The organism is Parachryseolinea silvisoli (assembly GCF_021190955.1).
GTDB classification, from domain to species: Bacteria; Bacteroidota; Bacteroidia; order Cytophagales; family Cyclobacteriaceae; genus Ohtaekwangia; species Ohtaekwangia silvisoli.
In genome coordinates this window covers 1,679,026-1,698,496 of record NZ_JAIOAO010000002.1, presented here as the reverse complement: position 1 = coordinate 1,698,496, position 19,471 = coordinate 1,679,026, and the positions used below count along the sequence as shown (strand labels likewise).

Annotated in this window: 33 protein-coding genes; 1 reads left to right on the top strand and 32 read right to left on the bottom strand. The window is 49.8% G+C overall.

What is annotated here, in order from left to right:
- Window positions 1–8: 8 nt before the first annotated feature.
- From K7P01_RS17245 to rplC, 32 genes are all read right to left on the bottom strand, one after another.
- Window positions 9–302, bottom strand: a complete 294-nt coding sequence (locus tag K7P01_RS17245) for an FtsB family cell division protein (RefSeq protein WP_267295245.1) — start codon at window positions 300–302, stop codon at window positions 9–11.
- Window positions 303–426: 124 nt separating this feature from the next.
- Window positions 427–1,704 carry a phosphopyruvate hydratase gene (gene eno, locus K7P01_RS17240; RefSeq protein WP_267295243.1) on the bottom strand — a complete coding sequence of 426 codons (1,278 nt, stop codon included), beginning with the start codon at window positions 1,702–1,704 and terminating at the stop codon, window positions 427–429.
- 35 nt (window positions 1,705–1,739) lie between these two features.
- Window positions 1,740–2,849 carry a glutamine-hydrolyzing carbamoyl-phosphate synthase small subunit gene (carA, locus tag K7P01_RS17235; protein WP_267295241.1) on the bottom strand — a complete coding sequence of 370 codons (1,110 nt, stop codon included), beginning with the start codon at window positions 2,847–2,849 and terminating at the stop codon, window positions 1,740–1,742.
- A gap of 176 nt (window positions 2,850–3,025) precedes the next feature.
- Entirely contained in the window at window positions 3,026–3,562 is a 537-nt protein-coding gene (gene rplQ / locus K7P01_RS17230; protein WP_267295239.1) for a 50S ribosomal protein L17, read from the bottom strand.
- Between the two features lie 5 nt (window positions 3,563–3,567).
- Window positions 3,568–4,557: a DNA-directed RNA polymerase subunit alpha gene (locus K7P01_RS17225; RefSeq protein ID WP_254084518.1), complete on the bottom strand. Its 990-nt coding sequence runs from the start codon at window positions 4,555–4,557 to the stop codon at window positions 3,568–3,570.
- A 29-nt stretch (window positions 4,558–4,586) separates the two neighbouring features.
- A complete protein-coding gene (gene rpsD, locus K7P01_RS17220; protein ID WP_267295237.1) occupies window positions 4,587–5,192 on the bottom strand; it encodes a 30S ribosomal protein S4 in 606 nt (201 codons plus the stop codon).
- Between the two features lie 80 nt (window positions 5,193–5,272).
- Complete coding sequence (rpsK, locus tag K7P01_RS17215) at window positions 5,273–5,671, bottom strand: 30S ribosomal protein S11 (RefSeq protein ID WP_254084520.1); 399 nt, start codon at window positions 5,669–5,671, stop codon at window positions 5,273–5,275.
- A 19-nt stretch (window positions 5,672–5,690) separates the two neighbouring features.
- Complete coding sequence (gene rpsM, locus K7P01_RS17210; RefSeq protein WP_254084521.1) at window positions 5,691–6,071, bottom strand: 30S ribosomal protein S13; 381 nt, start codon at window positions 6,069–6,071, stop codon at window positions 5,691–5,693.
- Window positions 6,072–6,129: 58 nt separating this feature from the next.
- Window positions 6,130–6,246, bottom strand: a complete 117-nt coding sequence (rpmJ, locus tag K7P01_RS17205) for a 50S ribosomal protein L36 (RefSeq protein WP_254084522.1) — start codon at window positions 6,244–6,246, stop codon at window positions 6,130–6,132.
- A gap of 13 nt (window positions 6,247–6,259) precedes the next feature.
- The gene (infA, locus tag K7P01_RS17200; protein ID WP_073141607.1) at window positions 6,260–6,478 is read right to left on the bottom strand and encodes a translation initiation factor IF-1; all 219 of its coding nucleotides are present in this window, start codon (window positions 6,476–6,478) and stop codon (window positions 6,260–6,262) included.
- Complete coding sequence (gene map, locus K7P01_RS17195) at window positions 6,439–7,251, bottom strand: type I methionyl aminopeptidase (protein ID WP_267295231.1); 813 nt, start codon at window positions 7,249–7,251, stop codon at window positions 6,439–6,441. Before map ends, infA begins: the two co-directional genes overlap by 40 nt.
- Window positions 7,252–7,259: 8 nt before the next feature.
- On the bottom strand, window positions 7,260–8,576 hold the full coding sequence (gene secY, locus K7P01_RS17190) for a preprotein translocase subunit SecY (protein WP_267295229.1): 1,317 nt from the start codon (window positions 8,574–8,576) through the stop codon (window positions 7,260–7,262).
- Window positions 8,576–9,022: a 50S ribosomal protein L15 gene (gene rplO / locus K7P01_RS17185; RefSeq protein WP_267295227.1), complete on the bottom strand. Its 447-nt coding sequence runs from the start codon at window positions 9,020–9,022 to the stop codon at window positions 8,576–8,578. Before rplO ends, secY begins: the two co-directional genes overlap by 1 nt.
- Window position 9,023: 1 nt before the next feature.
- Window positions 9,024–9,203 carry a 50S ribosomal protein L30 gene (gene rpmD / locus K7P01_RS17180; protein WP_254084526.1) on the bottom strand — a complete coding sequence of 60 codons (180 nt, stop codon included), beginning with the start codon at window positions 9,201–9,203 and terminating at the stop codon, window positions 9,024–9,026.
- 5 nt (window positions 9,204–9,208) lie between these two features.
- Entirely contained in the window at window positions 9,209–9,727 is a 519-nt protein-coding gene (gene rpsE / locus K7P01_RS17175; RefSeq protein WP_254084527.1) for a 30S ribosomal protein S5, read from the bottom strand.
- 10 nt (window positions 9,728–9,737) lie between these two features.
- A complete protein-coding gene (gene rplR, locus K7P01_RS17170; RefSeq protein WP_267295225.1) occupies window positions 9,738–10,088 on the bottom strand; it encodes a 50S ribosomal protein L18 in 351 nt (116 codons plus the stop codon).
- Window positions 10,089–10,128: 40 nt separating this feature from the next.
- Complete coding sequence (gene rplF, locus K7P01_RS17165; protein ID WP_254084529.1) at window positions 10,129–10,680, bottom strand: 50S ribosomal protein L6; 552 nt, start codon at window positions 10,678–10,680, stop codon at window positions 10,129–10,131.
- Between the two features lie 15 nt (window positions 10,681–10,695).
- Window positions 10,696–11,094 (bottom strand): 30S ribosomal protein S8, encoded by a 399-nt coding sequence (gene rpsH, locus K7P01_RS17160; RefSeq protein ID WP_254084530.1) that lies wholly within the window; start codon window positions 11,092–11,094, stop codon window positions 10,696–10,698.
- Between the two features lie 152 nt (window positions 11,095–11,246).
- A complete protein-coding gene (gene rpsN / locus K7P01_RS17155; RefSeq protein ID WP_254084531.1) occupies window positions 11,247–11,516 on the bottom strand; it encodes a 30S ribosomal protein S14 in 270 nt (89 codons plus the stop codon).
- Between the two features lie 8 nt (window positions 11,517–11,524).
- Entirely contained in the window at window positions 11,525–12,076 is a 552-nt protein-coding gene (rplE, locus tag K7P01_RS17150) for a 50S ribosomal protein L5 (RefSeq protein WP_267295221.1), read from the bottom strand.
- Window positions 12,063–12,413, bottom strand: a complete 351-nt coding sequence (gene rplX, locus K7P01_RS17145; RefSeq protein ID WP_267295219.1) for a 50S ribosomal protein L24 — start codon at window positions 12,411–12,413, stop codon at window positions 12,063–12,065. Before rplX ends, rplE begins: the two co-directional genes overlap by 14 nt.
- A gap of 3 nt (window positions 12,414–12,416) precedes the next feature.
- Window positions 12,417–12,785: a 50S ribosomal protein L14 gene (rplN, locus tag K7P01_RS17140; RefSeq protein ID WP_254084534.1), complete on the bottom strand. Its 369-nt coding sequence runs from the start codon at window positions 12,783–12,785 to the stop codon at window positions 12,417–12,419.
- Window positions 12,786–12,897: 112 nt separating this feature from the next.
- Window positions 12,898–13,164, bottom strand: a complete 267-nt coding sequence (gene rpsQ / locus K7P01_RS17135) for a 30S ribosomal protein S17 (RefSeq protein WP_267295216.1) — start codon at window positions 13,162–13,164, stop codon at window positions 12,898–12,900.
- Between the two features lie 28 nt (window positions 13,165–13,192).
- Entirely contained in the window at window positions 13,193–13,390 is a 198-nt protein-coding gene (gene rpmC / locus K7P01_RS17130) for a 50S ribosomal protein L29 (protein WP_267295214.1), read from the bottom strand.
- A 3-nt stretch (window positions 13,391–13,393) separates the two neighbouring features.
- Window positions 13,394–13,813 carry a 50S ribosomal protein L16 gene (rplP, locus tag K7P01_RS17125; protein WP_267295212.1) on the bottom strand — a complete coding sequence of 140 codons (420 nt, stop codon included), beginning with the start codon at window positions 13,811–13,813 and terminating at the stop codon, window positions 13,394–13,396.
- A 32-nt stretch (window positions 13,814–13,845) separates the two neighbouring features.
- A complete protein-coding gene (gene rpsC / locus K7P01_RS17120; protein WP_267295210.1) occupies window positions 13,846–14,697 on the bottom strand; it encodes a 30S ribosomal protein S3 in 852 nt (283 codons plus the stop codon).
- Window positions 14,697–15,167 carry a 50S ribosomal protein L22 gene (gene rplV / locus K7P01_RS17115; RefSeq protein ID WP_267295208.1) on the bottom strand — a complete coding sequence of 157 codons (471 nt, stop codon included), beginning with the start codon at window positions 15,165–15,167 and terminating at the stop codon, window positions 14,697–14,699. Before rplV ends, rpsC begins: the two co-directional genes overlap by 1 nt.
- Before the next feature lie 2 nt (window positions 15,168–15,169).
- Window positions 15,170–15,448 carry a 30S ribosomal protein S19 gene (rpsS, locus tag K7P01_RS17110; RefSeq protein ID WP_254086429.1) on the bottom strand — a complete coding sequence of 93 codons (279 nt, stop codon included), beginning with the start codon at window positions 15,446–15,448 and terminating at the stop codon, window positions 15,170–15,172.
- Window positions 15,448–16,272 carry a 50S ribosomal protein L2 gene (rplB, locus tag K7P01_RS17105; protein WP_267295205.1) on the bottom strand — a complete coding sequence of 275 codons (825 nt, stop codon included), beginning with the start codon at window positions 16,270–16,272 and terminating at the stop codon, window positions 15,448–15,450. The genes rpsS and rplB overlap by 1 nt, the downstream gene beginning before the upstream one ends.
- Window positions 16,273–16,282: 10 nt before the next feature.
- A complete protein-coding gene (gene rplW / locus K7P01_RS17100) occupies window positions 16,283–16,570 on the bottom strand; it encodes a 50S ribosomal protein L23 (protein ID WP_254086427.1) in 288 nt (95 codons plus the stop codon).
- Window positions 16,570–17,202: a 50S ribosomal protein L4 gene (gene rplD / locus K7P01_RS17095; protein WP_267295203.1), complete on the bottom strand. Its 633-nt coding sequence runs from the start codon at window positions 17,200–17,202 to the stop codon at window positions 16,570–16,572. Before rplD ends, rplW begins: the two co-directional genes overlap by 1 nt.
- On the bottom strand, window positions 17,202–17,834 hold the full coding sequence (gene rplC / locus K7P01_RS17090; protein WP_267295201.1) for a 50S ribosomal protein L3: 633 nt from the start codon (window positions 17,832–17,834) through the stop codon (window positions 17,202–17,204). The genes rplD and rplC overlap by 1 nt, the downstream gene beginning before the upstream one ends.
- A gap of 625 nt (window positions 17,835–18,459) precedes the next feature.
- On the opposite strand from rplC, the gene K7P01_RS17085 reads away from it, so the two are divergent.
- The gene (locus K7P01_RS17085) at window positions 18,460–19,470 is read left to right on the top strand and encodes a FecCD family ABC transporter permease (RefSeq protein ID WP_267295199.1); all 1,011 of its coding nucleotides are present in this window, start codon (window positions 18,460–18,462) and stop codon (window positions 19,468–19,470) included.
- Window position 19,471: the final 1 nt, after the last annotated feature.

Here is a 19,471-nt window from a genome sequence, read left to right as displayed (position 1 = left end):
ACAGGCGATTAGTCTTGTTCTTCTACGATAAAAATATCTTCCGTCTTCTTTTTCATCAGATACTTTTCGCGGGCAAACTTCTCGATCGACTCGCGGTCGCCAAAAAGCTCGTCGTGGTCCTTTCGTACTTCCTCAATCTTTTCCACGTAATACTCTTTTTCATTTTCCAGCGATCGTAGTTTAGACGACATCTGGAAACGGGTGATGAGGTTGTTAGAGTCCAGCGCCAACATCCATAACAGGAAGATAAACGCCGTCAAAAAGTAAAAGTTCCGGAACGACTTAGGCAGTTTCTTGAACATAGCAGTTTAAAAAGTAGTACTAAGATAGCGAAAAAAGTGATTTGTCAATTTCCGGACTATTACCGGAATAAACGAAAAAAGCCAGGACATGTTGCCCTGGCTTTTATATATCAGGTATTAAACCTTAGAACTTCTTGCCGGGGAAGTAAGCAACCTCGCCGAGTTCCTCTTCGATGCGGATCAGTTGGTTGTATTTCGCCATCCGGTCAGAACGCGAAGCAGAACCGGTTTTGATTTGACCGCAGTTCAGCGCCACAGCCAGATCGGCGATGGTGTTGTCTTCGGTTTCGCCCGAACGGTGCGACATAACGCTCTTATATGAGTTGTTTTTCGCCAGGTTTACTGCGTTGATCGTCTCCGTCAGTGAGCCGATCTGGTTTACTTTTACCAGGATCGAGTTCGCTACACCTTTGTCGATACCGTCTTGCAGACGGGTTACGTTCGTTACGAACAAGTCGTCACCCACGAGCTGTACTTTCTTACCGATCTTGTCGGTTACGCCTTTCCAACCTTTCCAGTCGTCTTCGGCCATGCCGTCTTCAATGGAAATGATCGGGTATTTCGCAGCCCATTGTGCCCAATAGTCCACCATCTCTTCTGATGAAAGCGAGCGCTTATCTGATTTCTTAAAGGTATACTTGTCTGTCTTCGCGTCGTAGAATTCCGAGCTGGCAGCATCCATGGCGATGAAGATATCTTCGCCGGGCTTGAAACCTGCCTTTTCGATAGCCTTTATCACGATTTCGATCGCTTCTTCGTTCGAGGCGATGTTAGGGGCAAAACCACCTTCGTCACCTACGTTTGTTGACAGGCCTTTGTCGTGCAGTACTTTCTTCAGCGTGTGGAATACTTCCGTACCCATGCGCAGCGCTTCTGAGAAGGTGTCGGCTTTCACCGGCATGACCATGAATTCCTGGAAGTCGATTGAATTGTCAGCGTGGCTGCCACCGTTCAGGATGTTCATCATCGGTACGGGCAGGGTGTTCGCATTTACGCCACCAATGTAGCGGTACAGCGGCAGACCTGCTTCCATCGCACCGGCTTTGGCAATCGCCAGCGAAACACCGAGGATGGCGTTCGCGCCAAGCTTGCCCTTGTTGGAGGTGCCGTCGAGCTCGATCATGATTTTGTCGAGCAGGTTTTGCTCAAATATGCTGAAGCCCGCCAGTTCGGCAGCGATCGTAGTGTTGACGTTCTCTACAGCTTTCAGCACTCCTTTCCCTAAGAATTTGCTTTTGTCTCCGTCGCGAAGTTCAACCGCTTCGTGAGTACCAGTAGAAGCGCCAGAGGGAACTGCCGCGCGGCCATGGGCGCCCGACTCGGTCACAACATCAACTTCAATCGTAGGGTTACCGCGGCTATCGAGTATCTGCCGGGCATGAATGCTTTCAATTAAGCTCATAGTAATTTAAAAATTTATAGTTAAGGATTGTTCCATTATACCGCCGCCGGCTCTTTCACATCGCTGCGAATCAGCTCCAGGAACTGATCGAACAGGTAGCGTGAATCGTGGGGGCCCGGCGATGCTTCCGGGTGATACTGTACCGAAAAGGCCTTCTTGTCTTTCAGGCGAATACCCATGATGGTATTGTCGTTCAGGTGAAGGTGTGTCACCTCTACGTTGGGGTTCTTTTCGATATCCTTCTCGCTTACGGCGAAACCGTGGTTCTGCGAAGTCATTTCGCCCTTACCCGACAGCAGGTTTTTAACCGGGTGGTTCAGACCGCGGTGGCCGTGGTGCATTTTATACGTGGAGATTCCGCTAGCCAGGGCCAGCAGCTGATGTCCGAGGCAGATGCCAAACAGTGGCTTGTTGCTCGCCAGTGCTTTCTTCACAGTCTCGACAGCGTACGGCATGGCCGACGGGTCGCCGGGGCCGTTGGAGATAAAATATCCATGAGGCTTAAAGGCGGCCAGTTCTTCAAAGGTGGTCTTTGCCGGAAATACCTTGCAGTAACAACCGCGCGACGCCATATTCTCGACGATGCTGCGTTTGATGCCCAGGTCAAGCACCGCTACGCGGATGGGGGCATCGGGTGAGCCCGCAAAATAAGCCTCTTTGGTTGTTACGAGGGATGAGAGCTCCAGGCCGTCCATCGAGGGCACTTTGCGGATTTCAGCACGCATCTGCTCGGGCGTAAGCTCCGATGAGATGAGGGCGTTCATAGCCCCTTTGCTGCGGATATAACGCACCAGCATGCGGGTGTCCACATCAGCGATGCCTGTCACGCCTTTGCGCTCCAGGTAGGCCTGCAGGCTTTCCTGGGCCGACTTGCGGCTGAACTCTTTTGCATAGTCGTTTACGACCAGGCCGGCGATCTGCGGGTTGTTGGATTCTTCTTCCGAGTCTACCGCACCGTAGTTGCCGATGTGTGCCGTGGTGTTCACAATGATCTGGCCGTAGTAGGATGGATCTGTATAGATCTCCTGGTAGCCGGTCATTCCCGTATTAAAACAGATTTCCCCGCCGGTTGTACCGGTCTTGCCAATGGCGGTCCCTTCGATCAAAAGGCCGTCTTCGAGAAGTAAATAAGCTTTTTTCTGCATTGCGGTTACAAAAATACGTTAGAAATCCTGATTAAAACCCTGATTAAAACACAAAATTGCGGTAGAAGTTCCGGGGGCGGAAAACAGCTCCCACGTGCCGTTGAGACAGCCTGTACGGGCAAAAAAAAGGGATTGAACTTTCGTCCAATCCCTTTCTGATATGAGATTCTCAAACACTATTCCTTGTCCTTTTTAGCGGCAGGTTTTCTGGTTTTCTTGGCAGGCTTTTCAGCTGCTTCAGCAGTTTCCACTGCACCTTCGGCAGTAGCTTCCGCACCTTCTTTCTTACCACCCGCACGACGGCTACGACGAGTCTTAGCCTTCTTCGCGCCACCTTCTTTAGTGTACAGTGTGTTGTAGTCTACAAGCTCGATCAGGCACATTTCAGCGTTGTCGCCTACGCGCACGTCACCCATCTTGATGATGCGGGTATATCCACCCGGACGGTCAGCGATCTTGCCGGCTACCTCGCCAAACAGAGCTTTTACAGACTCCTTGTTTTGCAGGTAAGAGAATACTGTTCTGCGAGAGTGTGTTGTATCATCTTTGCCCTTGGTCAACAGGGGCTCTACGTATTTTCTAAGCGCTTTGGCTTTAGCAACCGTCGTGGTGATCCGCTTGTTCAGGATCAGCGACGACGCCATGTTCGAAAGCATAGCATCGCGGTGCGACTTTGTCCTTCCTAAATGGTTGACTTTTCTACCGTGTCTCATTGTTCTTAGTCTTCTTCAAGTTTATACTTAGCCAGATCCATACCGAAGGTAAGGTTCTTTTCCGCTACGAGTTGTTCCAATTCTGCGAGTGACTTCTTACCGAAGTTCCGGAACTTCATCATGTCCGAAATTTCAAGCTGTACCAGGTCGCCCAGCGTCTTCACGTCAGCTGCTTTCAAGCAGTTGTACGCGCGTACTGACAGATCGAGGTCGTGGAGCGGAGTCTTGAGCAGCTTGCGCATGTGCAGCATCTCTTCGTCTACCTGCTCAACTTCTGCATCTTTACCTGTCTCGAGCTCCATCGACTTGTCCGAGAACAGGGCGAAGTGTTTAATCAGGATGTACGCAGCACCTTCCAGCGCCTTCTCAGGGTGGATGGAACCATCTGTTTCGATATCAACAACCAGTTTTTCGTAGTCGGTCTTTTGCTCTACGCGGGTGTTTTCTACGCTGTACTTCACATTCTTGATCGGCGTGAAGATGGCGTCAATCGGAATGAAACCGAATACTTGCTCCGAAGGCTTGTTTTCCTCCGCAGGAAGGTATCCACGGCCTTTCTCGATCGTCAGTTCGATCTCGAAATGCGCAGTCTCATCCAGGTTGCAGATAACATGATCCGGGTTCAGGATCTCAAAAGCAGAAGTAAACTTGGCTACGTCGCCAGCTTTGAACTGCTTTTGCTTCTTGATATTTACAGTGATCTTATTGTCAAAATTATCAGCAACCTTCTTGAAACGAACCATTTTCAGGTTCAAGATGATTTCGGCTACATCCTCTACTACACCTTCAATGGTCGAAAACTCATGCAATACGCCAGGAACTTTGATCCCGGTGATGGCATAACCTTCCAGAGAGGACAACAGAATTCTTCTCAGCGCATTGCCAATCGTAACTCCATATCCTTTTTCCAGAGGCTTGAATGTGAAGAGTCCGTGAAAATCATCAGACTTTTCCATTACAACCTTCTCTGGCATTTGAAATGCTAATATTGACATAGTGTAAGTGAGTTGATTAACTGTATGTATTACTTCGAGTACAATTCAACGATCAATTGCTCGTTGATGTTTTCGGGAATATCCTCGCGTGGCGGCAGGTTTATCAGCTTGCCGGTCATTTCGCTATTATCCCACTCCAACCAGTTGTACTTTTTGGCGCCGCCGATCGAAAGGCTGTTCGTCACAACTTCCAATGACTTGGAACGTTCACGAACGCTTATCGTGTCGCCAGGTTTCAGGGCGTATGAAGCGATGTTCACCACTTCGCCGTTTACCAGAATGTGTTTGTGCAATACCAACTGACGAGCCGCACGACGCGTCGGGGCAATGCCTAAGCGGTATACAGTGTTGTCCAGGCGACCCTCGAGGAGTTGCAGCAGGATGGCACCCGTAACACCTTTTTTACGAGTCGCTGTGTCAAACAGTTTCGCAAACTGTCTTTCCAGCAGACCGTAGGTGTATTTCGCTTTTTGCTTTTCGGCCAGCTGGGTAGCATATTCCGATTGCTTACGTTTCTTGCCACGGCCGTGCTGACCAGCAGGATAGTTTTTCTTTGAAAGCGCTTTGTTGTCGCCAAGGATGGGCTCGTTGTAACGACGGGAGATTCTTACTTTGGGGCCAGTATATCGTGCCATTCTGTATAGATAGATTTAAACTTGGGCCGACAGTGTCCGGATATACCGGGGTCCCGTCGGCCTAAATCATTAGTGAAAAATTATACTCTTCTTTTCTTGGGAGGACGGCAACCGTTGTGCGGCAGCGGCGTTACGTCGCGGATTGCCATCACTTCGATACCGGCGTTCTGGATGGTACGGATAGCCGACTCGCGACCTGCACCCGGACCTTTTACGAACACCTCTACTTTGCGAAGACCCAGTTCGAATGCTTTGCCAGCGCAGTCTTGTGCGGCTGTCTGAGCAGCGTACGGAGTGTTCTTCTTCGAGCCTTTGAAGCCCATTTTACCAGCAGATGCCCAGGAGATAACCTGGCCGGTCGTATTGGTTACGGAGATGATCACGTTGTTGAACGTAGCGCGGATATGCACCTGACCTACGGCCTCAACGTTTACAACTCTCTTTTTTGCTTTATCTTTTCTTTTGTCAGCGGTTGCCATGTATCGAAAAGTTTACCTATTACCCTTTAGTTGCCTTCTTCTTATTCGCCACCGTCTTACGCTTACCTTTCCGGGTACGAGCGTTGTTCTTGGTGGTTTGTCCACGCACGGGCAGACCCTTACGGTGACGGAGTCCACGATAACATCCGATGTCCATCAGACGCTTGATGTTCAGCTGAATTTCAGACTTGAGAACACCCTCGATGCGGAATTTCTCCGCAATGATCGAACGAACTGCGTTTGACTCCTCATCGTTCCATTCCTTTACCTTCTTGTCGGGGCTGATCCCGGCTTCGGCAAGGATATTTTGAGCAGACTGGCGGCCAATACCAAAAATATAGGTAAGGCTAATTTCGCCGCGCTTGTTATCAGGAATATCTACACCTGCTATACGTGCCATTTGTATGATTTATCGTTATCTGTTATGCTTTCTTTTCTATGCGACCGTCGAACCACGATTAGCCTTGTCTCTGCTTATACCGTGGATTCTTCTTGTTGATCACATACAGTTTACCGTTACGTCTGATGATCTTGCAGTCAGCGCTACGCTTCTTGATGGATGCTTTAACTTTCATGTCGTTCTATAGTCTACTTGTATCTGAATACAATTCTTCCTTTTGTCAAATCGTAAGGTGACATTTCCAATCGTACTCTGTCGCCTGGTAAGATCCGGATGTAGTGCATCCGCATTTTCCCAGATATATGGGCCAACACTTCATGCCCATTTTCTAACTGTACCCGAAACATTGCGTTAGACAATGCCTCGCTTATAGTACCATCTTGCTCAATTGACTTTTGTTTCGCCACTTATAGGTATAATTTGCTTCTATATATTCGTGCGTCGTCAATATCTCCGTTCTGTCCTCATGCACGGCTATCGTATGTTCGAAATGCGCCGAAGGTTTTCTGTCGGCCGTCCGGATCGTCCATCCATCACGCTCCTGCACCACATTTTTGGTACCAAGATTGATCATGGGCTCAATCGCAAACACCATCCCTGGAGCAATCTTCACGCCTTTACCCCGCTTGCCATAGTTTGGCACTTCCGGGTCCTCGTGAAGGCTCTTCCCAACACCGTGTCCTACCAGCTCGCGGACAACGCCGTATCCGAAGCTTTCTACGTAGGTCTGAATGGCCGATGCCACATCTCCTATCCGGTTGCCGGCCTTTGCCTCGCCGATTCCCTTGTAGAGGGACTCCAACGTGCGCTCCAGCAGCAGCAGTGTCTCCGGCTTGACCCCTTCGAGGGGATAGGTATAGGCCGAGTCACTGTGATAACCTTTGTAATATACGCCGCAATCTACAGAGATTACATCCGTTTCGCGCAATTCATAGTTCCCCGGGAATCCGTGCACGACAACCTCGTTTACCGAGATGCAGAGCGAGGCGGGAAAACCATGGTAGTTCTTGAACGAAGGAACACCACCCTGGTCGCGTATATACTCTTCAGCTACCTTATCCAACATCGAGGTCTTCACACCAGGTTTTATCAGCCTGGCTATCTCTCCGTGAGCCTTTCCCAGAATCTGGGCACTTTCACGGATTAAGACGAGGTCCTCTTCAGTCTTTAAGTGAACCATTCAGCTTTTTAAGCCGCAGCAAATTGAGAACGTCCTTTCACGCGGCCCGACTTCATCATGCCTTCGTAGTGCCTCATCAGCAAGTAGCTTTCAATCTGTTGGAGTGTATCCAGTACAACCCCTACGAGGATCAATAGCGACGTGCCACCAAAGAACTGTGCGAAGTTCTGTCCTACGCCAGCACGTACGGCAAACGCCGGCAGTACTGCAATCGCGGCCAGGAATAACGCGCCAGGAAACGTGATCCGTGATAACACGGTGTCTATAAAATCAGCCGTTTGTTTACCAGGCTTAACACCCGGGATAAAACCGCCGTTTCGTTTCAGGTTATCGGCAATATCGTTCGAGTTGATCGTGATTGCCGTATAGAAAAATGTAAAGATCAGAATCATGAGCGCAAATACGAGGCTGTATTGCCATGAGTACGGATCCGAGAATGTCGAACCAATGTATGCGCCGAGGTCGCTGTCGCTCCACAGACCTGCCACCAGGGCCGGAATGAACATCAGTGCTTGTGCAAAGATGATCGGCATAACGCCTGCTGAGTTCAACTTCAGCGGAATGAAGTCACGCTTGCCGCCGTACAGTTTGTTGCCAATCACTTGCTTGGCGTACTGAATCGGAATGCGACGAGTAGCTTGCGTCAGGGCGATAACCGCCACGACGATACCGAACAAGGCGAACAATTCTACGATAAAGAAGATTGCTTTACCTGGGAATTTATCGGTCAGTTCCGCGGCCAGGGCCAGGGGCAGACGCGATACGATACCGATCATGATCAGCATCGAGATACCGTTGCCAATGCCTTTGTCAGTGATACGCTCGCCGAGCCACATACAGAACATGGTACCCGCGATGATCAGAACAAGAGACGTAACGTAGAACATAACACCGGGCGCGATAATCACAGCCGGGTCGATGGTGCCTTTGAGATAGCTGTAACCCTGGAAGACCGTAATAAAGATCGTCAACACACGGGTTAGCTGATTGAGTCGTTTCCGACCAGATTCACCTTCTTTTTGCAGCTTCTGGAAATACGGCACAGCAAATGTAAGGAGCTGTACAATAATCGAAGCCGAAATATAGGGCATGATGCCCAGCGCGAAAATCGACGCGTTGCTGAAGGCACCTCCCAGGAAGTTGTTCAGATATCCGAGAATCCCGCTGCTATTGGCCTCGCGGTCCAACAGATTGGGGTTGATACCCGGAAGAACAATATACGACCCGAGTCTGAAGATAACGAGGAACCCAATGGTGTTCAGGATCCTGACTCTCAGGTCTTCGATGGAGAAGATGTTTCGTATGGTCTGAATGAAACGTTTCATTATTTCACCGTTGTGGCTGTACCGCCGGCCTTTTCAATAGCTTGTGTTGCCGATGTAGAGAAAGCGTGAGCTTCCACAGTTACCTTGGCCTTCAATTCACCCCTGCCCAATACTTTCACCTTGTCATTCTTACCTATGAGACCGTTCTCGATAAGCACTTGCAGTGTCAAAGCGCCAGTGCTGGCTTTTGCTGCAACGCCTTCCAGTACGTCGAGGTTAATGGCTTTGAAATATTCTTTGTTGTTGTTCTTAAAACCGAATTTAGGAACACGACGCTGGAGGGGCATCTGACCACCTTCAAAACCTGACTTCTTCGCGTAGCCAGAACGAGACTGGGCACCTTTATGACCACGGCCGGCAGTGCTACCGCCAGAACCCTGACCACGACCAAGTCGTTTATTTGTCTTTGTTGAACCTTCTGCAGGTTTCAGTGTATGCAGCTTCATCTTACAGCTCTTTTACGGTGATCAAATGATTCACTTTGCGAACCATGCCAGCGATCTGAGGAGTGAGCTCCACTTCTACTGACTTGTTGATTCTGCCCAGGCCCAACGCCACCATCGTGCGTTGCTGCGTCTCGGGTCTTTTAATCATGCTACGGGTCTGAATGATCTGTACTTTTGCCATGACGCTTAGCCGTTAAATACTTTGGACAATGAAACACCTCTGTTCTTAGCGACAGTGTACGCATCACGCATAGTCGTAAGGGCTTTGAAAGTAGCCTTCACCACGTTGTGCGGGTTAGACGAGCCTTTAGACTTAGCCAATACGTTGTGAACACCGGCACTCTCGAGCACAGCACGCATCGCACCACCGGCGATTACACCTGTACCGGGCGAAGCAGGCTTCAGCAGTACGAATCCACCACCAAATTTGCCGATTGATTCGTGCGGCACAGTGCCTTTAATGATCGGCACTTTCACCAGGTGCTTTTTCGCGTCGTCGATGCCTTTAGTGATAGCATCTGTTACTTCGTTGGCCTTACCAAGTCCGTAACCTACTACACCGTTACCATCTCCTACTACTACGATCGCTGCGAAGCTGAACCGGCGACCGCCTTTCACCACTTTCGCAACACGCTCAATGGCTACAACACGCTCCTTCAGGTCGATTTCGCTGGCTTTTACTGTGCTAATATTGCTTACTGACATATTTCAGTTCTTAGAATTTTAAACCACCTTCTCTGGCACCTTCTGCCAAAGCCTTAATATTTCCGTGATACAAATATCCGTTGCGGTCAAACACGATAGTCTGGATCCCGTTAGAGATTGCCTTTTCGGCGATCTTCTTTCCAACGCTCTTCGAGCTCTCGATGTTCAACGCCGTCTTCTCGCCCAATTCGCTGGTTGAAGCAGCTACCAGGGTTACCCCTTTCAGGTCGTCGATGATCTGTACATACAGACCACGGTTGCTTCTGAACACGGATAATCGCGGTCTCTCGGTGGTGCCACTCAATTTCTTGCGAACACCCGCCTTGATTCTCGCACGTCTTTCTCTATTCTTGCCTGCCATAGCTTTCTATGCTCTATGATGCTTTAGTGTCTACTTAATTTTATTTAGAAGCAGCTTTACCAGCTTTTCTGCGTACAAACTCACCAGTGAAGCGAACACCTTTACCTTTGTAAGGCTCAACTTTACGAAGCGATTTGATTTTGGCTGCTACTTGACCCATCAGCTGTTTGTCGATGCCTTCCAGGATGATGGTCGGGTTTTGACCTTTCTCCTGCTGGGTCGTTACTTTCACTTCTGAGGGCACTGCCAGGAACACGTTGTGAGAGTAACCTAAGCTAAGCTCCAGTACGTTTGACTGGGCAGCGGCTTTGTAACCTACACCCACCAGCTCGAGCTGATGACGGTAGCCTTTCGATACACCTTCTACCATGTTGGCAATCAATGCGCGGTACAGACCGTGCATGGCCTTGTGACGTTTCTGCTCGGTAGGACGCTGAACAGTCACTTCGCCGTTTTCCTGCTTGATGATAAAATCAGGATCCACAGCCTGGTGAAGTTCACCCTTCGGGCCTTTCACGCTTACTTTGTGGTTAGCAAAGTTGAACGTTACGCCAGAGGGAATTGAAACGGGTTTATTTCCTATACGTGACATTGCTCTTTTCCTTTATTAGTAGACGAAACACAGTACTTCACCACCTACGTTCAGGTTGCGAGCTTCCTTGTCTGTAATCACTCCTTTCGAAGTAGACAGGATCGCCACACCCAAGCCGTTGAGTACACGGGGCAGCGCATCCGCGCCGCGGTAGTCACGCAAACCAGGAGAGCTAATACGCTCCAACTTGGTAATCGCGGATTGCCGGGTTTCCGGGTTGTACTTGAGGGCAATTTTAATGTTGCCCTGGCGGTTGGCCACATCTTCGAACTTGTAGTTCAGGATATAACCCTTGTCAAAAAGAACCTTTGTGATTTCTTTTTTGAGGTTGGATGCAGGGATCTCCACTACACGGTGGTTGGCCTTAATGGCGTTCCGCAACCGGGTTAAGTAATCTGCTATCGGATCAGTCATTTTATTTTCGTCCTTTTAATTAAAAAGCAAGCCCGTGTTTTTTCAAACCGGGCTGCAAAGATATATAACAATTTATATTATCCAAACTGTTACCAGGTTTCTCCTATAGGAGACCAAGATACTCAGCAACCAATATGTTGAGACGCAGGCGCTTACCAGCTAGCCTTTGTTACGCCAGGTATTTTACCGGCAGACGCCATTTCGCGGAAAACGTTACGACAAATACCAAATTTGCCGATATAACCCTTCGGACGACCGGTCAGTTTGCAGCGGTTGTGAAGACGAACCGGTGATGCATTCCGGGGCAGTTTGTCCAGGGCGGCGTAGTCGCCAGCCTCTTTCAGGGCCTTACGCTTTGCAGCATAAGTAGCAACCAGCTTCTCGCGCTTGGTCTGTCTTGCTATTACTGATAATTTAGCCATGCTCGTTATTAGTTTTTAGTGGCAAAGGGCATACCGAATGCTTTCAGCAGCTCAAAGCTCTCTTCGTCTGTTTGGGCAGAGGTTACGAACGTAATGTCCATACCGCTGATTTTGTTAACCTTGTCGATTGCGATCTCCGGAAAGATAATCTGCTCTTTTACACCCAGGGTGTAGTTGCCACGACCATCAAAACCTTTGTTGTTCACACCGCGGAAGTCCCGTACACGGGGCAGGGCGATGCTCATCAGGCGATCCATGAACTCGTACATTTTGTCGCCGCGCAGCGTTACACGCACACCGATCGGCATGTTTTCACGGAGCTTAAAATTCGAGATCGCTTTCTTCGACTTGGTCGATACAGCCTTTTGGCCGGTGATCGTGCTGATTTCTTCCAGCGCCGCGTCGATCAGCTTCTTATCGGTTACGGCTACGCCCATACCTTTGTTGATGCAGATCTTCTCGATCTTCGGAACCTGCATGATCGACGTATATTCGAACTTCTGCTTAAGCGCAGGGACAATCTCTTTCGAGTATTTGTCTTTTAATCTAGGAGTTGCCATTCGTTATAAAATCTCCGGTTTTCTTAGAATATCTCTGCAGTTTACCCTTCTCGTTCACCTTGCGGCCTGTGCGGGTAAGCTTACCCGAGCCGTCAATGAGTTGCAGGTTACTGATGTGGATAGATGCCTCAGTCTTGTTGATTCCGCCTTCAGGCTTGCCTGCAGACGGCTTCGTGTGCTTCGTCACAATATTGACGCCTTCAACGGTGGCGCGGTTTTTCGAGGTCAAAATCTCGAGTACCGTACCTTCTTTGCCTTTGTCGTCGCCGGCGATAACACGCACGCGGTCACCCTTGCGGATGTGCAGCTTTACTTTTTGTGTGTTTGTCTTTTCCATGGCTTAAATAACTTCAGGTGCCAGTGAAACAATCTTCATGAATTGCTTTTCGCGAAGCTCACGCGCCACGGGACCGAAAATACGGGTTCCACGGGGCTCGTCCTGGTTGTTCAGCAACACGGCAGCATTATCTTCGAAACGGATGTATGATCCGTCCTTTCTTCTCACTTCTTTCGTGGTCCGTACAACAACCGCTTTGGTGACAGTACCTTTCTTCACCTGGCTGCTGGGCATGGCAGACTTTACAGTCACGACAATCTTGTCGCCAACGGAAGCGTAACGTCTTCCTGTGCCGCCCAGTACGTGCATACAAAGCACTTCTTTGGCTCCGCTATTGTCAGCTACAGTAAGTCTGGATTCGGTGCGTATCATAATTTTTTATCTTCTATTCAGTTTCTCTTAATAAGCCTCAGAGCTGTTCAGATTATACTCTCCGCGATATCATCAGCCTGCGATAGCAAGCCAACACCACGGACAGAAAACCTTATTTTGCCTTCTCGATGACTTCCACCAGTCTCCAGCGCTTATCCTTGCTCAGGGGACGAGTCTCCATGATGCGTACGGTATCGCCGATACCTGCGGTGTTTTCTTCGTCGTGCGCCTTGAACTTGGTAGTCCGGTTCACGAATTTACCGTAGATCGGGTGCTTTACTTTACGGTCAACTGCAACGGTGATGGTTTTCTGCATCTTGTTGCTAGTCACTTTACCGATCCTTTCTTTGCGTTCGTTACGCTCTTCGTTAAGTTCCATAACGTTATGTCGTTATTGGTTGATGTTATTATTTCGTTGCGTTCTGCTTCACTGTCAGCTCGGTGTTGAGGCGGGCGATCAGCTTGCGGGTCTCCTTCAGTTTCATCGGATTTTCTACCGACGAGATCTGATGCGCAAATTGCATTTTACGCAGCGCTTCCTTTTCGGAGCCGATCTTTTCTTTCAGCTCGGCTACGCTCAGTCCTTTAATTTCAGTTGCTTTCATGGCTTATTCTACGTAGTCAGGTCGAACCGTAAACTTAGTTTTGAACGGCAGCTTGCCTTCAGCCAGTTTCAGGGCTTCTTTGGCAGTGGCCAGATTCACACCACCTGCTTCGAACAGGATTGTGCCAGGCTTCACGACGGCTACCCAATATTCCGGGGCACCTTTACCTTTACCCATCCGCACTTCAGCAGGCTTGCGGGTAATCGGTTTGTCGGGGAAGATCCGGATCCACACCTGACCTTCACGCTTCATGGCGCGGGTCACAGCGATACGGGCCGCTTCAAGCTGACGAGCTGTAATCCAGCCGCCTTCCAGCGATTTCAGTGCGAAAGATCCGAAGGCGATGGAGTGACCACGCGTCGCGATACCTTTCACGCGACCCTTCTGCATCTTTCTAAATTTCGTTCGTTTAGGCTGTAACATGATTGCCTGACTTTATACGTTCGTAATGTTAATTAACCGTTTCTTCTGGGTCCACCACCGCGATTACCACCGCCGGGACGTCCACCACCGCTATCGCGACCACCGCCACGACGATCTCCTCCTCCGCCTCCACGACGATCACCACCACCACGGTTACCACCGCGTTCGTTGCGATCACCACGGCCACCACCACGGTTGTCACCGCGCTGCTCACCGCCTGAATTGCTGGCCAGACCTACGTTCGGTGACAGGTCACGCTTGCCGTAAACCTCACCTTTGAAGATCCATACCTTGATACCGATCTTGCCGTATACAGTCTGTGCTTCAGAAAGAGCATAGTCAATATCCGCACGCAGCGTATGCAGGGGGATCCGACCTTCTTTATATTGTTCTGTCCGCGCCATATCGGCACCGGCCAGACGACCTGAAGTTTTAATTTTGATGCCTTCTGCACCTACACGCATCGCCGAGGCAATCGCTTGCTTCATCGCACGCTTGTAAGAGATACGGGCTTCGATCTGCTGGCCGATAGACTCACCTACCAATTTCGCATCCAATTCAGGACGCTTGATTTCGTAGATATTGATCTGAACATCTTTGTTCGTGATCTTCTTCAGCTCTTCTTTGATCTTATCTACTTCGCCACCGCCTTTACCAATTACAACACCGGGACGAGCCGTGTGAATGGTCAACGTAATGCGTTTCAGCGTGCGTTCAATGACAACCTTGGCGATACCGCCTTTGGGAATACGAGCCTGAACATACTCTCTGATCTTCTGATCTTCAACCAGTTTATCAGCGAAGGTCTTGCCACCGTACCAGGCACTATCCCAGCCACGTACGATGCCTAAGCGCAGGCCTATTGGATTAATCTTCTGTCCCATTATTCCTTAGTTTCTTTGTCAGTTGTTGCCACTTCTGAGCCTTCTTTTTTGAAGCTATCCACGATTAGTGTTACGTGGTTCGAACGCTTTCTGATGCGGTGCGCACGGCCTTGCGGTGCAGGGCGCAGTCTTTTCAGAATACGGCCGCCGTCTACGAAAATGTCTTTTACGTACAGGTCGGCTTCTTCCAGCTTCACATCGGTGTGTTTCGCTTCCCAGCTAGAGATAGCGGACAACAGCAGCTTTTCAAGCTTGCCTGCACCGATTTTGGGCTCATATTTCAGAATGTTCAGTGCCTTGTTCACACGTACACCGCGGATCAAGTCAGCCACCAGGCGCATTTTGCGCGGAGAGGTCGGCACATTTTTCAATTTTGCCACAGAAGGTCCGGTCTTAGCGGTCTCTTTCCGGGCATCGCGTTGTTCACGCTTTAATACTGAACGTTTTGTTTTTTTCGCTACAGTTTCCATGATTACCTAGCGTTATCTTTCTTGTTTCCTGAGTGACCACGGAACGTGCGGGTCGGGGCGAATTCGCCAAGCTTGTGACCTACCATATTCTCCGTTACATAAACAGGAATGAATTTATTTCCATTATGTACCGCGAAGGTATTGCCGATAAGGTCAGGTGTGATTGTCGAGCGACGTGACCAGGTCTTGATCACAGACTTTTTACCTGACTTCTCTGCCGTCTCAACCTTCTTCATCAGACGGTTGTCGCAGTACGGACCTTTCTTAATTGAGCGTCCCATTATTTTTTCCTTCTAGATATGATTAGACGATCGGAATATTTCTTCGGATGACGAGTCTTCTTACCTTTTGTATAGAGACCGTTGCGTGAGCGCGGGTGACCACCAGAAGCACGACCTTCACCACCACCCATCGGGTGATCGACAGGGTTCATCGCTACTGCACGTGTGCGGGGGCGGATACCTCTCCAGCGGCTACGACCAGCTTTACCAACACTTTCGTTCATGTGGTCAGCGTTTGAAGTAGCACCTACTGTTGCCATACATACGTCCATCACGTTACGCATCTCGCCAGAAGGCATCTTCAGCGTAGCCATACCGTTTTCACGGGCCAGCAGCTGCACGAAGGTACCGGCAGAACGGGCGATTGCACCGCCTCTACCTGGCTTCAGCTCAACGTTGTGTACGATTGTACCAACCGGAATCTTTGCCAGCGGCAGCGCGTTACCTACTTCAGGAGCTACATCAGCACCCGAGATAACTTGCTGACCTGCTTTCAGGCCGTCCGGAGCAAGGATATATGTCTTAAAACCATCAGCATAGTAAAGCAGGGCGATACGCGCTGTACGCGTCGGATCGTACTCGATAGACTTCACCGTGGCAGGAACACCCGCCTTGTTACGTTTGAAGTCGATCTCTCTTCCTTTTTGCTTGTGGCCACCACCGATGTAGCGCATGGACATTTTGCCATTGCTGTTACGTCCACCGGTCTTCTTTATCGTTTTTACCAGCGACTTCTCCGGCTTCGATGCAGTAATGTCATCGAACGAGGGCGCGAGTCTATGACGCGTACCGGCCGTTACTGGTTTAAGTTTCTTCAACGCCATGGCTCAAAAATTATACGTTGCTATAAAAATCTATTACTTCGCCTTGTGCAAGGGTCACCACAGCTTTCTTGTAGCTGGGGCGGCGACCGGAAAGGATACCTGTTTTGGTGTAGCGGGTCTTTTTCTTACCCATTACATTCATGGTATTTACTTTCTCTACGTTTACGCCATATTGTTTTTCAACGGCCTTCTTGATCTCTACCTTGTTAGCGTCAGCATCCACGACAAAGCCGTATTTACCTTTTTCGTTCAGGGCAGAAACTTTCTCCGTTACCAATGGCCTCTTCAGGATACTCATTATGCTTTATTTAATAAGTTCTCAACTTTAGTAATCGAGCTCTCGACAAAGATCACGCTGTCAGCGTTCATCACATCGTATGTGTTGATCTGATCGGCTGTGGTAATTTTTGTGTTCTGGATGTTTCTACCGGAAAGAACTACGTTCTTATTAACTTCCGGAAGTACGAGGAGCGTCTTCTTATCGGACAGTGACAATGCTGCCAGGAGCGACAGATATTGCTTGGTCTTCGGAGCCTCGAAAGAGAAATCTTCAAGGATAGCGATTGAGTTATCTTTCGCTTTGTATGTCAACGCTGACTTACGTGCCAGGTCTTTTACTTTCTTGTTCAACTTGAACGAGTAGTCACGGGGTTGAGGACCGAAAATCCGTCCACCACCTTTGAACTGAGGGTTCTTGATGTTACCCGCACGAGCTCCACCGGTGCCTTTTTGCTTCTTCAGCTTTTTGCTTGAACCGGAGATTTCGTTACGCTGCTTTGATTTATGCGTACCCTGACGTTGGTTGGCCAGATAGCTCTTTACGTCTAAGTAGATGGCGTGGTCGTTCGGCTCGATGCCGAAGACAGTCTCAGGAAGATTGATATTCTTGCTGGTCTTCTCGCCGCTGGATTTGATGACTGCTACTTCCATTATTTCTGAAGGATTACAGTTGAATTTTTAGGGCCCGGAAGGGAGCCGCTGATAACGATCAGATTTTGCTCAGGAAGGATCTTTACTACCTGCAGGTTGCTCAGTTTTACCTGAGCGCCACCCATACGGCCCGGAAGACGCTTGCCTTTCGGTACGCGTGATGCGAACGAGGCGTTACCCATTGAACCGGGAGCGCGCAGACGATCGTGCTGACCGTGGGTTGCACCACCGACACCAGCGAAACCGTGACGCTTTACAACACCTTGAAAACCGCGGCCTTTCGATGTGCCGACGGCATCGATAAAATCTCCGACAACAAAAATGTCTTGAATACGCAGCTCTTTACCGAGCTCAACCAAGCCTTCAAACTCAGCTTTGAAATCGCGAAATTCAACTACCTCTTTTTTCGGGGTGGTACTGGCTTTTTTGAAGTGGCCAATTTCTGCTTTGGTCGAGTTTTTCTCTTTTTTCTCACCGAAAGCAAGTTGAACGGCACGATATCCGTCTGTCTCTTCATTCTTCACTTGTGTTACTACACAAGGGCCAGCCTCGATTACTGTGCATGCGATATTCTCACCCTCTGGGCCGAATATGCTAGTCATTCCTATTTTCTTTCCTATAATTCCAGGCATGGTTGAAACCGTTTTATGCTGTTTTTCAGGACTTTTTGAACTCTTGTCGCAAAAAGGACTGCAAAGATAGGAACTATAGGGGAGTTACCAAATTCACCCTTCAATATTTTTGGGGAATTTGACCCCAAGTACCGAGTTCCCATTACTGCATTCCTGCTTTGCGGGGCGGCAAAAGTACAAAAAAACCTTGGAAAAAGAATATCGGGCAGGAATATTGTCTGCCGAATACGGACGAACCTAACCCGCATTTCTTCAAAATCGACACTTTTGTGGCCTGGCTGCGTGAAAAAGCCCTTCTGGCATCCCAAATATAATTTGTAAGAAGGCATTTATTGAACTATCCCGTCCATATCCCAGTCCTTTTAGTACCGGCTTATCTCTGACTAAACTCTGACTCAACACTGGCTATACTCGGAGACATCCCTGCTTTCCACTCCAACGCCTTAACCTAAAGGCACGTATATCAAAGGCACGGCAAAAGCAGACTTAAAGTATACATAAAGTATACTTAGAGTATACTTAAAGCATACATGAAGTACCCTCGAAATGAGCCTGGCGCGGTCTTAGGCCCGTCTCGGGCCGTAGACTCGGTTGACATTTACTATTTTGCAGCCGAATCCCCCACATGAACCGCAACCGCTGGCTCCTCCTACCGCTGCTTCTTACCCTACTTTTCGGGTTTAGCCTCTCGTTAGGCAGTGTGCGAATTCCTTTTGGACAAATCCTGACCATTCTTGCCGGCGGCGATGCGACCGAGCCTGTTTGGGCAGACATTGTTTGGAATTTCCGCCTGACAAAGGCCCTCACCTGCCTTTTAGCCGGCGGCGGCCTGGCCCTGGCAGGCCTGCAAATGCAAACGCTTTTCCGAAACGCCCTGGCAGGCCCCGATGTGCTCGGCCTCAGCGCCGGCGCCAGCCTGGCCGTCGCCCTGATCTTTATGGGGCAGGCCGCCGGCATCCGTCTATTATATGAGCCTTCGCCGTGGACAACCGCCCTGGTGGCCAGCGGAGGCTGCTTTGCCGTTGTTGTTATCATGCTCGCCATTGCCCAGCGCCTGCGCGACAATGTTTCGCTGCTGCTCGTGGGCATGATGATCAGCGCCGCGGTGTCGTCGTTCGTGGGAATTCTTCAATTTGTGAGCAAAGCCGAGGAAATGCAGATCTATATTGTATGGACCTTTGGCAGCCTGGGCAGCTTGAACTGGCCGGAAATTGCCGTGCTCACCGCCACCCTGGCTGCCGGCACGTTCCTCGCCATACGATCGGCCAAGGCGCTGAACGCCTGGCTGCTGGGCCAGCATTACGCGCAAAGCCTGGGCGTGCCAATTAAACGCTCGCGCATGATCATTATCCTGTCCACGTGTATCCTGACGGGCGGTGTGACGGCATTTTGCGGTCCCATTGGCTTTGTAGGCCTGGCGGTGCCGCATTTGGTGAAGCTGTTGATCCGCACCAGCGATCATAAGATTCTCATTCCGGCGTCCATGGCGGGCGGCGCCGCGCTGATGTTGTTCTGCGATGTGCTGGCGCAACTGCCGGGCAGTACGCAGGTGTTGCCCATCAATGCCGTGACTGCGTTGATTGGGGCGCCCGTGGTGATCTGGGTTATTCTTCGTCATCCCCGCATGCTTCCTTAAA

Bases quoted from the DNA above. Each gene is read 5' to 3' on its own strand.
- K7P01_RS17245 (WP_267295245.1), bottom strand. From the start codon at position 302: ATGTTCAAGAAACTGCCTAAGTCGTTCCGGAACTTTTACTTTTTGACG.
- eno (WP_267295243.1), bottom strand. From the start codon at position 1,704: ATGAGCTTAATTGAAAGCATTCATGCCCGGCAGATACTCGATAGCCGC.
- carA (WP_267295241.1), bottom strand. From the start codon at position 2,849: ATGCAGAAAAAAGCTTATTTACTTCTCGAAGACGGCCTTTTGATCGAA.
- rplQ (WP_267295239.1), bottom strand. From the start codon at position 3,562: ATGAGACACGGTAGAAAAGTCAACCATTTAGGAAGGACAAAGTCGCAC.
- K7P01_RS17225 (WP_254084518.1), bottom strand. From the start codon at position 4,557: ATGTCAATATTAGCATTTCAAATGCCAGAGAAGGTTGTAATGGAAAAG.
- rpsD (WP_267295237.1), bottom strand. From the start codon at position 5,192: ATGGCACGATATACTGGCCCCAAAGTAAGAATCTCCCGTCGTTACAAC.
- rpsK (WP_254084520.1), bottom strand. From the start codon at position 5,671: ATGGCAACCGCTGACAAAAGAAAAGATAAAGCAAAAAAGAGAGTTGTA.
- rpsM (WP_254084521.1), bottom strand. From the start codon at position 6,071: ATGGCACGTATAGCAGGTGTAGATATTCCTGATAACAAGCGCGGCGAA.
- rpmJ (WP_254084522.1), bottom strand. From the start codon at position 6,246: ATGAAAGTTAAAGCATCCATCAAGAAGCGTAGCGCTGACTGCAAGATC.
- map (WP_267295231.1), bottom strand. From the start codon at position 7,251: ATGGTTCACTTAAAGACTGAAGAGGACCTCGTCTTAATCCGTGAAAGT.
- secY (WP_267295229.1), bottom strand. From the start codon at position 8,576: ATGAAACGTTTCATTCAGACCATACGAAACATCTTCTCCATCGAAGAC.
- rplO (WP_267295227.1), bottom strand. From the start codon at position 9,022: ATGAAGCTGCATACACTGAAACCTGCAGAAGGTTCAACAAAGACAAAT.
- rpmD (WP_254084526.1), bottom strand. From the start codon at position 9,203: ATGGCAAAAGTACAGATCATTCAGACCCGTAGCATGATTAAAAGACCC.
- rpsE (WP_254084527.1), bottom strand. From the start codon at position 9,727: ATGTCAGTAAGCAATATTAGCACAGTAAAAGCCAGCGAAATCGACCTG.
- rplR (WP_267295225.1), bottom strand. From the start codon at position 10,088: ATGGCAGGCAAGAATAGAGAAAGACGTGCGAGAATCAAGGCGGGTGTT.
- rplF (WP_254084529.1), bottom strand. From the start codon at position 10,680: ATGTCACGTATAGGAAATAAACCCGTTTCAATTCCCTCTGGCGTAACG.
- rpsH (WP_254084530.1), bottom strand. From the start codon at position 11,094: ATGACTGATCCGATAGCAGATTACTTAACCCGGTTGCGGAACGCCATT.
- rpsN (WP_254084531.1), bottom strand. From the start codon at position 11,516: ATGGCTAAATTATCAGTAATAGCAAGACAGACCAAGCGCGAGAAGCTG.
- rplE (WP_267295221.1), bottom strand. From the start codon at position 12,076: ATGGCAACTCCTAGATTAAAAGACAAATACTCGAAAGAGATTGTCCCT.
- rplX (WP_267295219.1), bottom strand. From the start codon at position 12,413: ATGGAAAAGACAAACACACAAAAAGTAAAGCTGCACATCCGCAAGGGT.
- rplN (WP_254084534.1), bottom strand. From the start codon at position 12,785: ATGATACGCACCGAATCCAGACTTACTGTAGCTGACAATAGCGGAGCC.
- rpsQ (WP_267295216.1), bottom strand. From the start codon at position 13,164: ATGGAACTTAACGAAGAGCGTAACGAACGCAAAGAAAGGATCGGTAAA.
- rpmC (WP_267295214.1), bottom strand. From the start codon at position 13,390: ATGAAAGCAACTGAAATTAAAGGACTGAGCGTAGCCGAGCTGAAAGAA.
- rplP (WP_267295212.1), bottom strand. From the start codon at position 13,813: ATGTTACAGCCTAAACGAACGAAATTTAGAAAGATGCAGAAGGGTCGC.
- rpsC (WP_267295210.1), bottom strand. From the start codon at position 14,697: ATGGGACAGAAGATTAATCCAATAGGCCTGCGCTTAGGCATCGTACGT.
- rplV (WP_267295208.1), bottom strand. From the start codon at position 15,167: ATGGAAACTGTAGCGAAAAAAACAAAACGTTCAGTATTAAAGCGTGAA.
- rpsS (WP_254086429.1), bottom strand. From the start codon at position 15,448: ATGGGACGCTCAATTAAGAAAGGTCCGTACTGCGACAACCGTCTGATG.
- rplB (WP_267295205.1), bottom strand. From the start codon at position 16,272: ATGGCGTTGAAGAAACTTAAACCAGTAACGGCCGGTACGCGTCATAGA.
- rplW (WP_254086427.1), bottom strand. From the start codon at position 16,570: ATGAGTATCCTGAAGAGGCCATTGGTAACGGAGAAAGTTTCTGCCCTG.
- rplD (WP_267295203.1), bottom strand. From the start codon at position 17,202: ATGGAAGTAGCAGTCATCAAATCCAGCGGCGAGAAGACCAGCAAGAAT.
- rplC (WP_267295201.1), bottom strand. From the start codon at position 17,834: ATGCCTGGAATTATAGGAAAGAAAATAGGAATGACTAGCATATTCGGC.
- K7P01_RS17085 (WP_267295199.1), top strand. From the start codon at position 18,460: ATGAACCGCAACCGCTGGCTCCTCCTACCGCTGCTTCTTACCCTACTT.